The 12,467-nt window shown below is 71.6% G+C and carries 10 protein-coding genes; 2 read left to right on the top strand and 8 right to left on the bottom strand.

Annotation, left to right across the window (positions count from 1 at the left end):
• Positions 1 to 2: 2 nt before the first annotated feature.
• From QIS96_RS13165 to QIS96_RS13130, 8 genes are all read right to left on the bottom strand, one after another.
• On the bottom strand, positions 3 to 815 hold the full coding sequence (locus tag QIS96_RS13165; protein ID WP_282542698.1) for a VOC family protein: 813 nt from the start codon (positions 813 to 815) through the stop codon (positions 3 to 5).
• A gap of 242 nt (positions 816 to 1,057) precedes the next feature.
• Positions 1,058 to 2,485 carry a sodium:solute symporter family protein gene (locus QIS96_RS13160; RefSeq protein ID WP_282542697.1) on the bottom strand — a complete coding sequence of 476 codons (1,428 nt, stop codon included), beginning with the start codon at positions 2,483 to 2,485 and terminating at the stop codon, positions 1,058 to 1,060.
• Positions 2,482 to 2,733, bottom strand: a complete 252-nt coding sequence (locus QIS96_RS13155) for a hypothetical protein (protein ID WP_282542696.1) — start codon at positions 2,731 to 2,733, stop codon at positions 2,482 to 2,484. The genes QIS96_RS13160 and QIS96_RS13155 overlap by 4 nt, the downstream gene beginning before the upstream one ends.
• 34 nt (positions 2,734 to 2,767) lie before the next feature.
• A complete protein-coding gene (locus tag QIS96_RS13150; RefSeq protein WP_282542695.1) occupies positions 2,768 to 4,264 on the bottom strand; it encodes an amidase in 1,497 nt (498 codons plus the stop codon).
• A 165-nt stretch (positions 4,265 to 4,429) separates the two neighbouring features.
• Positions 4,430 to 5,494, bottom strand: a complete 1,065-nt coding sequence (locus QIS96_RS13145; RefSeq protein ID WP_282542694.1) for an Lrp/AsnC family transcriptional regulator — start codon at positions 5,492 to 5,494, stop codon at positions 4,430 to 4,432.
• 83 nt (positions 5,495 to 5,577) lie between these two features.
• Positions 5,578 to 7,104, bottom strand: coding sequence for a malonate--CoA ligase (locus QIS96_RS13140; RefSeq protein WP_282542693.1), 1,527 nt, complete (start codon positions 7,102 to 7,104; stop codon positions 5,578 to 5,580).
• 76 nt (positions 7,105 to 7,180) lie between these two features.
• Entirely contained in the window at positions 7,181 to 8,605 is a 1,425-nt protein-coding gene (locus QIS96_RS13135; protein ID WP_282542692.1) for a malonyl-CoA decarboxylase domain-containing protein, read from the bottom strand.
• A 174-nt stretch (positions 8,606 to 8,779) separates the two neighbouring features.
• On the bottom strand, positions 8,780 to 9,769 hold the full coding sequence (locus QIS96_RS13130; RefSeq protein WP_282542691.1) for a LysR family transcriptional regulator: 990 nt from the start codon (positions 9,767 to 9,769) through the stop codon (positions 8,780 to 8,782).
• Positions 9,770 to 9,896: 127 nt separating this feature from the next.
• On the opposite strand from QIS96_RS13130, the gene QIS96_RS13125 reads away from it, so the two are divergent.
• Positions 9,897 to 11,039, top strand: a complete 1,143-nt coding sequence (locus tag QIS96_RS13125) for a PrpF domain-containing protein (RefSeq protein WP_282542690.1) — start codon at positions 9,897 to 9,899, stop codon at positions 11,037 to 11,039.
• Between the two features lie 97 nt (positions 11,040 to 11,136).
• Complete coding sequence (locus tag QIS96_RS13120) at positions 11,137 to 12,393, top strand: SLC13 family permease (RefSeq protein WP_282542689.1); 1,257 nt, start codon at positions 11,137 to 11,139, stop codon at positions 12,391 to 12,393.
• The last annotated feature ends 74 nt before the right edge of the window (positions 12,394 to 12,467 follow it).

Here is a 12,467-nt window from a genome sequence, read left to right as displayed (position 1 = left end):
GTTCAGCGCTGGTCGACGAAGTGCGCACGCCCGTTCACGAGGAAGCGCGCCCCGTCGGGGTCGCTCAGGATCGCCTGGTCGAGGTCGGGTTCGAGGCGTACGAGGCTGCCGCCGTGGGCAAGGGCGGCCTCCACGCAGGCCTGGACGTCGTCGACGGCGAAGTGGATCTGCCAGCGCGGCCGCATCGCCGGGTCGCGCGCGGAGTCGACCGCACCGGAGTGGATGTGGGCCACGGTGTCGCCCCGGCTGCGCAGCACGACCTTCTCGTTCTCGTAGTGGACCTCGCAGCAGCCCTTGATCTCGGAGGCCCAGCCGAGCACCTCCGCGTAGAAGATGGCCGCGTCGAAGGCGTCCCGCGTGTGGAGTTCGACGAAGACGGGGGCCGCGCGGCGCCACTCCTCCCAGTCGGCCACCAGCTCGCCCTCCCAGATGCCGAAGACCGCTCCGTCGCGGTCGGCGAGGAGAGCCGCCCGGCCCGGCGGGAAGGAGAGGGGGCCGACGGCGGTGGTCCCGCCGCGCTCCTGGCTGCGGGCGACGGTCTGGTCGGCGTCGGCCGTCGCGAAGTACGGCGTCCATGCGAAGGCCTTCGGCTGCATGAACTCCACGGCGGCCACGCCCGCCACCGGCACACCGCCCACGCTCGCGAACCGGTACTGCTCGCCCAGTTTTCCGGTGCGCCATTCCCACCCGAGTACGGCGGAGTAGAACTTCTCCGCGGCCGACAGGTCGCCGGTGGCCAGGCTGACCCAGCAGGGCGCCCCGAACACCGAACGGCTGACCGGAGCCTCGCTGCTCACTGCGCTGTGGCTGTTCATGTTCGTACCGTTCCTTGACGCACAGGGGACGGCTCTGGAGCCTTCGGCCGGGTTCCCACTGTCCCCGGCCACAAAACACGGTGCACCCTTTCGGGCCGGTTCGCCTCCCGACCGGTGTCAGTGCGGGGCGACGCCGGAGGGGCTCAATTTGAGCCCCTCCGGCGATTGAGGAGGCCCGTCCGGCAGGACTTTCGGGAAGGGGCGGGGAGGGGAACAGCCACCGACGGCCGCCCGGCGGTAGTTCAGTTCGCCTCGGCCGGTACCGGAGCGGTGGAGCCGGACCGTGTAAGGAGCTGGGCGACGGCCGTGACCGCCACGTTCAGGATGAGGGCGATGAGGCCGGTGTCGAAGGTGCCGACGTCCACGCTGCCGAAGGTGAGCCAGATCAGGACGCCGACTCCGGTCAGGATGCCCAGCAGTACGGGCACCGCGTCCACGCGGACCTTCCTGGCCAGGCCCATGACGATCGCCGGGGCGAGCTGGGTCAGGCCTCCGTACGTGAGCAGGAGCAGGTCGGAGAGGAGTCCGGGCCGGGTCAGGCCGAGGACGAGGGCGAGGGACGCGGCGCCGATCACGCAGAGGTGGTTGGTGCGCAGCTGCGTGCGTTCGTTGCCGGCGCTGAGCAGGTTGCGGGACAGCAGGCTGGAGATGCCCACGACGATGGCGGCGGACGGCACCATCGCGGCCGAGGCGGCGGCGACCGCGACGACGCCGACGAGCCAGCCGGGCAGGGTCTGGCCCGCGAGGGTCAGGGCGACGGCGTTCGGGGCGGAGCCCTTGTCGACGAGGAGGACCCCGGCGAATCCGACGATCACGGGGATGCCGAGGGCGATCTGGTAGAGCGGCAGCCAGACCGCGTTCTTGCGCAGTGCGCGTCCGCTGCCTGCGGCAAGGACCGGCGGCCACAGGTGGGGCAGGGTGCCGAGGCCGCCGCCGAGGCCGGAGATGATGACGGCGGTGACGAAGAAGGTGGCGTCGTAGCCTTCTTGATGGAGCGTCAGGAGACTGGGGTTGCTGTCCCGTACGGTCTCGAAGAGGCCGCCGATGCCGCCGTTCACGGACAGCGCCACGCCGACGATCAGGACCACGAGCCCGACGATCATCAGGGCGTCCTTGAGGTAGGCGACGCGGGCGATGCCGCGGATCCCGGACCACAGGACGAAGCCGACGGTCAGGACGGTGGCGAGCACCATGCTGAGGTTGCCGCCGGTGCGGCTGCCGGTGGCGAGCTGCACGATCAGGCCGAGCCCGGTGATCTGCAGCTGCAGGTACGGCAGCAGGAACACGGCGCCGACGACGGCGACGACCTTGCCGAGCAGTGGGCTGCGGAAGCGGTCCGTGAAGTAGTCGGCCTGGGTCAAGTAGCCGCCCATGCGGCCCAGTTCACGCATCCGGGGCGTGGTGAAGTACTGGAGGGTGAAGTTGATCGAGAGGTAGCAGAGGGCGAAGGCCGCGGCGACTCCGCCACCGAAGGCGATGCCCGCGAGACCGAGGAAGCTGAAGGTCGTGAAGGCCTCGCCGGCCTGCAGGAACCAGGTGGTGAAGGTGGAGAACTTGCGCTTCCCCACGGTCCATTCACCGAACTCCCCGCGGCTCGGCCGGCGTCCGGTCATGCCGACGACGGCGATGGTGACGATGCCGACGAGGGTGATGGCCATGGTGGTGTTCACGCGGCGACCTCCTCGTACGCGTCACGCGCCGCACGGTCGTCGTCCCCGTCCTCGGCCTCGTCCGCGTGGTGGACGAAGTGCTCGACGAGCGCGAGGGACACGGTCGTGCCCGCCGTCCAGAACAGGCACCAGGCGAGGACGGAGGGGATGCCGAGCCACAGGTGCGGGCCGTTGACGAAGGGCAGGAAGGGGGTGCTGAGGAAAGCCACTACGGGCACGACGGCCCAGAGCACATGCGGTGATCTCATCGGGGCTCCAACGGCTAACAGCTGCTGCTGACGGCTACGGAAGGGAGGGGCGACGGCGTCCGTGCCCGGTGGCGGCCTCGTAGGCGGCGCCGGTGGCGAGCACGGTCCTCTCGGCGCGGGGCGGGCCCACGATCTGCAGGCCGACGGGAAGCCCGGCTTGAGTGAAGCCGGCAGGGACGGAGAGGGCGGGTGCGCCCAGGACGGTGACGAAGTACGCGGAGCGCATCCAGTCGAGGTAGGTGTGCTGCGGCTCCCCGTCGATGCCGGTGGGGTACTCCGACTCGACGGCGAACGGGGTGACCTGGCTGACGGGGGCGATCAGCACGTCGTACCGCTGGAAGAAGGCGGTGGCGGCGAGGTGGATGCGGGCGTGCCCGTTGCGGGCGCGGACGAGGTCGGCGCCGGTGAGGCGGCGCCCCTCCTCGATGTTCCAGACGAGGCTGGGCTTGAGGGAGTCGCGGTGGCTGTCGAGCAGCGCGCCGAGACCGTGGTGGAACTCCTGGGCGCGCAGCGTACGGAACACCTCCTCGGCGCCGTCCAGGTCGGGGCAGTCCTCGGTGACATGGCAGCCGAGGTCCTCGAAGACCCGCACCTGGCGCTCGACGACCTCGCGGACGTCGCGGTCGACAGGGACCCGGCCGCCGAGGTCGGGGGCGTACGCGACGCGAAGGCCGGTGAGGTCGCGGGCGAGCGGGGCGCGGAAGCCGGCGCCCGGCTCGTCGAGGGAGATCGGCACGCGCGGGTCGGGCCCGGCCATGACGGAGAGCAGCAGCGCGGCGTCCGCGACCGTGCGGCCCATGGGACCGGCGACGCCCATGGTGTCCCAGAGGTTGCCGCCGGGGTGCGAGGGAACGCGGCCGGGGGTGGGTCGCAACCCGACGACGTTGCAGAACGACGCCGGGTTGCGCAGCGAGCCGCCCATGTCGCTGCCGTCGGCGAGCGGCTGGAACCCGGCGGCGAGCGCGGCCGCCGCCCCGCCACTGCTGCCGCCCGCGGAGCGCGTCAGGTCGTACGGGTTGCGGGTCGCGCCGAAGACGGGGTTGAAGGTGTGCGAACCGGCCGCGAACTCGGGGACGTTGGTCTTGCCGATGCGGATCGCGCCCGCGCCCTGGATGCGCTGGACGAGGAGTTCGTCCTCGTACGGGACGTGCTCGGCGAAGAGCGGCGAGCCGTGGGTGGTGCGCATGCCGCGGGTGGCGTGGGTGTCCTTGAAGGCGATGGGCAGGCCGTGCAGCGGGCCCAACTCCGCGCCGCGCGCCTGCCGTTCGTCGGCCTCGGCCGCCGCGGCGAGCGCACCCTCCGGGTCCAGGGTGACGATCGCGTTCACGGCCGGGTTGTGGCGCTCGATGCGGTCGAGGTGGGCCTGGACGACCTCGCGGGCCGAGAGTCCGCCGCGGCGGATCCGGGCCGCGAGGTCGACGGCGTCGAGCGCGCAGATCTCGCCCTGGCCGGACACAGCGGATTCGGATGCCGCGGATTCGACAGGGCCGGTGACGACGGGGCCGGGGGAAACGGGCATGGCATTCGGCATGGCATTCCTTGGGCAGCAGGCACGAAGGGCGTCGTCGCCACAGTGAGCCGGTCGAAGCCGGAAGCACGACGCGTGTGAGCCACCACACTGAAGCCGTTGACCGTTTCAGTCAATGGTCAGGGATCGATGAAGTTTTAAGACGTCAGATTGGCAACGATGAATTTTTCAGTCGCCGCGATCCTCGCGGCTGCCGCCGGGGAACTCGACCCCGCTGCGCTTGAAGGACTCGACGACCAGATGGGACTGCACGGCCTCCACGTGCCGCACCCACGGCGAGGCCGTGAGGAACGCGTGCAGTGCGGCCTTCGACGGCTGCGTCACGTCGACCAGGAGCTGGTGCTCCCCCATCACGACCGCCGCGTACCGCACGAGCGGCGACTCGACGAGCAGCCGGCCCACCCGCTCGACCTCCTCGGGCCTGACCTTGAGCCACAGCAGCGCCTCGACCGGCAGGCCGAGCAGAGCGGGCTCGACCGCGGCCCGGATGCTCACGACGCCCTCCCGCGTCAGCGTCTCCACCCGGCGCCGCGCCGTCGCCACCGAGACCCCGGCCACGGCCGCCAGGTCCTCGTACGTGCGCCGCCCGTCCTCGGCGAGCGCCCCCAGGATCGCCAGCTCCTCCGGGCCGACCTCGACGTCCGGCGGAGCGGGTTCGCCCACGGTCCCGGACGGCCCGCCGAGCGCCTCGACCTCGGCGGCGTCGAGGATCCCCGGCGCCCACTCGTGCACGGTGCGGAAGTACCGCAGCACCGGGGACACGCTCTGCGAGACGAGGCCCGGAAGCGCCGGCACCTCGTCCAGCATCAGCGGCGCCAACCGGCCCGGCGGACACTGCAGTTCGGCCACGCAGTCGACGGGACCGGCAAGGGCGTACGAGAAGATGCAGTCCGCGCGCCGGGCCGCCGCCACGGCCGCGTCCCGCACCGTGCCCGGCCGGCAGGTCATCCGCAGGATCACCGTCTCGCCCCGCATGACGAGGCCGCGCACGGCGACGTCCCCGCTTTCGAGGAGGCGAAGGCCGCGTCGCGCCACCTTCCGCTCGGGCTCGCCGAGGGCCGCCGCGATCCGCCGCCACGAGGCCCGCCCGTCGATCTGCAACGCGGCGACGATCCGCCGGTCGAGCCCCTCCAACGGCCCGGCGGGCACACGGTCGGGCACGCTCGGGTGCGTGGAGGGGCGCGCGGACGGGGCGGCGGATGCGGTCCGGGAGGCCGGTACGGGGTGCGTCACAGGAACGACCCTAACGAGCCCGGCGCCCCCACCGCCCTGGCGACCGGCCCCGCCCCGTCGCTCCGGACCCGCCCTCGCGGGGGTCAGGCGTCCGAGTTCACGAACAACTCGGCGTACTGCTTGCGGAGTTCGGCCTTCTGGACCTTGCCCATGACGTTGCGCGGCAGTGCTTCCACGACGCGTACGGCACGGGGGTGCTTGAAGCGGGCGAGGTCGCCGGCGATGAAGTCGAGCAGCTCGGCCTCCCGGGGCTCCTGGCCCGGCGCGGGTACGACGACGGCGACGACCGTCTCGCCGAAGTCCGGGTGCGGCACGCCGATCACGGCGGACTCCAGGACCGCCGGGTGGGCGTCGAGGAGCTCCTCGATCTCCTTGGGGTAGACGTTGTAGCCGCCGGAGATCACCAGGTCCTTGCCGCGGCCGACGATGCAGAGGTAGCCGTCCTCGTCGATACGGCCCAGGTCGCCGGTGATGAAGAAGCCGTCCTCGCGGAACTCGGCGGCGGTCTTCTCGGGCATCTGCCAGTAGCCGGCGAAGACGTTGGGGCCGCGGACCTCGATGCTGCCGACCTCGCCGTCCGGCAGTGCCGCTCCGGTCTTCTCGTCGACGACCCGGATCTCGGTGCCGGGCAGGGGCTTGCCCACGGTGCCGGGTTTGCGGGGGCCGCCCTCGTACGGGTTGGTGGTGTTCATGCCGGTCTCGGTCATGCCGTAGCGCTCGAGGATGGCGTGGCCGGTGCGGGCCTCGAAGGCCTGGTGGTCGCTCGCGAGCAGCGGGGCCGAGCCGGAGACGAAGAGCCGCGTCGCGGCGCAGCTCTGCGGGGTGAGCCGGTCGTGCTGCAGCAGCCGGGTGTAGAAGGTGGGCACGCCCATGAGGACCGTGGCCCGGGGCAGCAGGTCCACGACCGTGTCGACGTCGAACTTCGGCAGGAAGTACATGGAGGCGCCGGCGGCCAAGGTCATGTTCGCGGCGACGAAGAGCCCGTGGACGTGGAAGATCGGCAGGGCGTGGACGAGCCGGTCCTCGGCGGTGAACTGCCAGGAGTCAAGGAGGGCCTGGCAGTTGGAGGCGAGGTTGCCGTGGGTGAGCACCGCACCCTTGGAGCGGCCGGTGGTGCCGGAGGTGTAGAGGATCGCGGCCGGGTCGTCGGCGGCGGAGTCGACGACCTGGTCGTACTGGCCGTCGCCGTCCAGGAGGGTGCCGTCGCCCTTGGTGCCGAGGGTCTCGACGACGAGGTCCGCGCCCGCGCGGTGCGCGTGGTCGGCCTGCCGGCCCGGGGAGCAGACGAGGACCCGCGGCCCGGCGTCGCCGATGAAGTACTCCATCTCCGCCCCGGTGTACGCGGTGTTGAGCGGCAGGAAGACTCCGCCGATCTGCAGGGTCGCCAGATACAGGGCGATGGCCTCAGGGGACTTGTCGACCTGCGCGGCGACCCGGTCGCCGGGGGTGACGCCGTCGGCGACGAGCCGGGCGGCGATCCGCCGCACGGTCCGCGCCGTCTCCCGGTAGGTGATCTCCCGCCCATCGGGCAGCTCGAAGAGCGCCTTGTCCGGCTGCTGTTCCGCCTGCGCGGCGAAGGACCGGTGGATGGTCCTGAAGGGTGGTGCCATCGGGAGTGTTCCTCTCACATCGTGCGCTGCGAGCTGTGCTGGGGGCTGTGCTTCGGGGTGCTCTGCGGGGTGTGCCTCAGGGTTTGGGGGCAGGGTTTGGGGCGGGGTTTGGGGCGGGGTGCTCCCCCGGGCCGGGGACGGCGTCGGGGAAGGCAGCGCGCAGCGGTCCGCCGATCGCCACGGTGCCGCGGCGGATGAACTCCTCGTGCCGGCGCTCCAACTGCCCCGGTTCGTAGCGGTAGTTGATCATTGCGCCGTACGACTGGTCCCAGGCCTCGGCGGAGTCGTTCGCGGGCCAGTTCAGCTGCCAGGCGGCCGCCCCGTTGCCCAGGTGGAAGCGGGCGACGGGGTCGAGCGGCCGCCCGTCCTCGCGCCGCTCCACCGCGATGTACCGGGCCAGGGCGGGCAGGAGCCGGGCCCGTATCCGCTCGATCTCGCCCTCACGGAGACGCCCCAGGCCCTCCGGGCCGCCCACGGAATCCAACTCCTCGACGAGCACCCGCAGTTCAGGCTCCCGCGCAGCTTGCTCGTCCTGCTCGACTTGCTCGGCAAGCCAGCGGCGGAATCCGGGGATGGGCGAGAGCGTGGCGAACTGCGTCAGGTGGGGCAGTCGCTCGCCCACCTGCTCGATGACCTGCTTGATGAGGAAGCTGCCGAAGGAGACCCCGGCCAGGCCGTCGAGCGCGTTGTTGATCGAGTAAAGGGCCGCCGTGTCCGCCTCCTGCCGGCTGAGCGCGGGCCCGGGGTCGAGGAGCGGGGCGATCCGGTCCGGCAGTCCGCGCACCAGGGCGACCTCCACGAAGATCAGCGGTACGTCGCCGGTGGCCGGGTGGAAGAACGCGTAGACGGCGCGGTCCTCGGGCTCCAGACGGCGCCGGAGCTCGGCGGCGCTCGCCATCGGGTGCACCCGCTCGCCCCGCATCAGATGCCGTTGCAGCTCCTGCGGCGCGTCCGGGGCGACCTCCGCCATGCGCAGGAAGCCGCGGTTGAACCAGGAGGTGAGCAGGTGGTGGAAGTCGTGGTCGAGGGGCCGCAGTTCGGGGTGCTGGGGCATGATCCGGCGCAGGTCGGCGCGCATCTCGACGAGGGCGAGCGTGGCGTCGGGCGCGTGGTTCATCCGGCGGAGCAGCTGCTGGCGGGCCGGCTCGACCACGTCGAAGAGCCGGACCAGCTCCTGTTCACCCTGGGACCCGCTGCTCCGGGCGTCCTCCCAGCGCCGGAAGGCGGCGCGGACCTGGTCGGCGTCGACGTCGTAGACGTGGGTGACGTGAGTGAAGAACGTCAGCTTGTCGCGGTCGTCGAGTGCGGCGTACGCGGCCAGGGCCCGCCCGGCGACGGCGCGCCTGGAGGCCTCGCCCACGTCGCTCATCAGGACCTCGCAGGCGGCGAGCAGCTGGTTCAGCGGGGAGTCCTGCGGCGCACCGGCCGCCGGGTCCGCGCCGCACCGCCGCCCGAGCGCCTGGAACAGGTCGGTCAGCAGCCAGCCGTCTTGGCGTTCCATGTCCGCACCTTCCGCGCGCTGCCGGATCACATCGAGGGCATCGAGCACGTCGAGCACATCGATGACGAGGGGACGATATATATAACAGCTCCACCGTAGGACACATCGATCCCCGCGCACCACCCCTTGGAGGCGGCGCCCCTCCCCTGCCGATCAAGCAACGCTCGCGATACGTCAGCGCGCCCGAACCGCGCCCAGCTGAGAGCGGTCCAAGCCGGGGTCGGTGAAGCCCCGCGCCACGGTGTGCAGCACACGGGCCATGGCCTGCGCCGCGGGCGTGGCGGCACGCTGGGCCGAGCCGGCCAGCAGAATGCGACGGATCGGGGCGGCCTCACCGACCGGCTGCTCCCGTGCGGACTGCGCCGCGGGTTCGGGAGACAGCGGAAGCAGACGTACGTCGCTGCGCCGGTTGGTCAAGGCGAGGCGGGGAGCGAGGGCCAGGCCGAGGCCGGCGGCGACCATGGCCTGGGCCTCCTGGTAGTCGTGGGAGGCATAGGCGATGCGCGGCTCGAAGCCCGCCCGGCGGCAGGCGCGGCGCAGCACGTCGGCGACCGGATGGTTCTCGGCGCGAATGATCCACTCCTGGTCCGCCAGGTCGGAGAGTCGCACGCGGTCGGAGTCGACCAGCGGGGAACTGGTGGGTACGACCAGCACCGTCGGGTCCTCGAGCAGCGGAGTGAGGGTCAACTGGTCGTCGTCGACGCGGTTCCAGTCGTAGTCCCACAGCAGCGACAGCTCCACCTCGCCGGTGTGCAGCATCTCGCGCAGCTGGGCGAGGACTCCCGCCCGTACGACCGTGCGCACCTGTGGGTGTGCCCGGCGGAAGCGGGTCAGCGCCAGCGGGAGCAGTGAGGCGCTGGCCGTCGGGAAGGACCCGAGCGTCACGACCCCGCGGTCCAGGTGCCCGAAGGCCTCCAAGTCGGCCTCCGCGGCCTGGAGTTCGCGGCGGACGGCACGGCCCCGCTCGGCCAGCGCCGCGCCGGCGGCGGTCGTGCGCACACCACGGGGCAGCCGCTCGATCAGCGGCTGCCCGGCTTCGCGCTCAAGCTGGGACATCTGTTGGGAGGCAGCCGAGGTCGTCATGGAAAGCGCCGCGGCGGCGGCGGTCAGCGAGCCGCGCTCGGCGACCTCGGCGAGCAGGAGCAGGCGGCGGACATTGAGCATGCAGTGAGTTTAGTTCAGCTAAACCCCACTCAAGAAAAGAGACATTGTGCTCAAGCCAAAGGCTCTGCGAGAGTCTCGGCAACGCAGCGGCCCCGCACCCGTCGCGCTGAGAGAAAGACACTCTGACATGCACGTTCCTGCAACTCTGGTACGAGGTGGGACCAGCAAGTGCTGGCTCTTCCCCCAGGTGCACATGCCGGCCGAACGCGACCGCATCGAACGCGTTCTCGTCGACGCCTACGGCGCGGCGGACCCCGTTCAACTCGACGGCGTCGGAGGCGCGACCCCCACCACGTCCAAAGCGGCGGTGGTCGGCGTGAGCGCTCACGACGGAGTCGACGTCGACTACCTCTTCGCCCAGGTCGGCATCGGCACCGGCACCGTCGAATGGGGCAGCAACTGCGGCAACTGCGCGACGGCCATTGCCCTTTACGCCGTGGCCGAGGGCCTGGTGCCGCTCAAGGGCGACCGCACCACGGTGGTCATGCACAACACCAACACGGGCGCCGTCATGGAGGCAGAGGTGGACACACCGGGCGGCCGGGTCCAGGAATTCGGGGATCGTACGGTCCCCGGCACCCTGGCCGGCGGCGTTCCGGTCGGGCTCACCTTCCGCGCCCCGGCGGGGGCGACCACCGGCCACCTGCTGCCCACGGGTTTGCCCGCCCAGAAGTTGCAGCCAGGTGAGCCGGCAGGCGGTGCGCACAGCCCCAGCTCCGCGACGCCGCCGAGCGTGACGATGGTGGACGCCGGAGCCCCGGTCGTCCTGGTGGACGCTCTGCGGGCCGGCCGGACCGGGGCGGAGACGCTGGACCAGATGCGTACCGAAGTGCCCTGGTTGCGGGCGACGCGCCACGCCGCCGCCGTCCTCATGGGCCTTGCCGAGGCGGGCGCCGAGCCCGGGGACGCGGTCCCCAAGGCTGGGCTCGTCGGCCCTCCCGTCGCCTACACGACGACCCTCGGCGAGCAGGTGGCGGCGGACGCGTACGACGTGTCCGTACGCATGCTGTCCATGAACTCCCCCCACCCGGCCATCGGTCTGACCTCCGCGGTCGCCGTGGCCGCCGCGAACAACGTCGAGGGCACCGTGGTGGCGAACGCCTCCACCGCGCCCGGCGGCCGTGTCCTGCGCATCGGCACCCCGGCGGGCGTCCTGACGGTCGAGTCCTCGGGCGCCGGGCCCGACCGGGTCGCCGTCGCCCGCGCCGCCCGCATCCTGTGCCGGGCCCGCATCCTCGTACGCGAACCGGCTGTCCCGGCCGCCGCCTGAACGCTGCCGCACCCTGCGTGCTTTCCTCTCTGGCACGCCCTCGGCCGATCCGGCCACCCCTGCCCCTCTCCCCCTCCGCAGGTGAAAGAGGACAATGATGTCTCCTGAGCTGGTATCCGTCGGCGCGCTTCTGGTGATGTTCGTCGTCGGCACGATCCTGCCGATCAACATCGGCATCCTGGCCTTCGTCGCGTCGTTCGCGGTCGGGACGACCGCCCTGAACATGACCGAGGACCAGATATTCGAGGGCTTCCCCGTGGAGCTCTTCCTCACCATCGTCGGCGTCACCTATCTGTTCTCGGTGGCCCGCCGCAACGGCACGGTCGATCTCCTGGTCACCGCCGGAGTCCGCCTGGTCAGGGGACGGACCTCCCTGATCCCCTGGGTGGTCTTCCTGCTGGCCGGGCTGCTGACCTCGCTGGGCACCTTCACGCCCGCCGCCGTGGCGATCCTCGTCCCCATCGCGATGAACTTCGCCTTCCGCTACCGCATCAACCCGCTCATGACCGGGATGATGGTGATCAGCGGCGCCCACGCCGGGGCCTTCTCCCCCATGGCCGTCTCGGGCGCGCTGGTCCTGGGCATGGTCGACGACAGCGATCTGTCCGTGGCGCCGGCGACCCTGTTCTTCGCCAGCTTCGCCGTCAACGTCCTGCTGTCCCTGCTCACCTTCGCCGCTCTGCGACGCCGTACGACGCCGACGGACCCGTCCGCCCAGACCGATCAGCAGGCGACGGCCGACGACGCGGGCACGGAGCGGGCCGGCTGGCACCAGTGGGCCACCCTCGCCACCCTCGCCGCGCTGGTGGTGTGTGCGCTCGGATTCCAGATGCAGATCGGTGTACTCGCGCTGGCCGCGGGTGCGCTGCTCGCCCTCCTGGACATGAAGCGCCAGGAGAAGGCGGTGGACGGCATCAGTTGGCACACGCTGCTGCTCGTCGGCGGCATGATGACGTACATCGCGATGCTGGAGCACGCCGGTGTCATCGAGAAGATCTCCGAGCACGCGGCCGGTTTCGGGACCCCGCTCGTGGTCGCTCTCCTCCTCTGCTTCACGGTCGCCGTCACCTCCGCCTTCGCTTCCTCGACGGCGATCCTCACCGCGATCATCCCGATCGCCGTTCCGTTGCTGCTGTCCAGCCACGTCAGCTCGACCGGTCTGATCGCCGCGCTCGCCGTGTCCACCACGATCGTCGACGTCTCGCCGTTCTCCACCAACGGTGCGCTGGTGCTGAGCAACGCACGGGGCGTGGAGCGGCGCGGCTTCTACCGCCAGGTCCTCGGCTACACCTGCGGCATCGTCGCGGCGGGGCCGGTGGTGGCCTGGGGCACGCTCGTCCTGCCCTGGTCCTGAGGGGGCGCGCCGCGCCCTCTCGGGGGTGCGTCCGCTGTCGGCATCGACGATGCTGGCGGCTCCGTAGCCCCGCC

It is taken from the genome of Streptomyces cavernicola (assembly GCF_029968035.1).
GTDB classification, from domain to species: Bacteria; Actinomycetota; Actinomycetes; order Streptomycetales; family Streptomycetaceae; genus Streptomyces; species Streptomyces cavernicola.
This window is presented reverse-complemented; position numbering and strand designations above follow the sequence as displayed.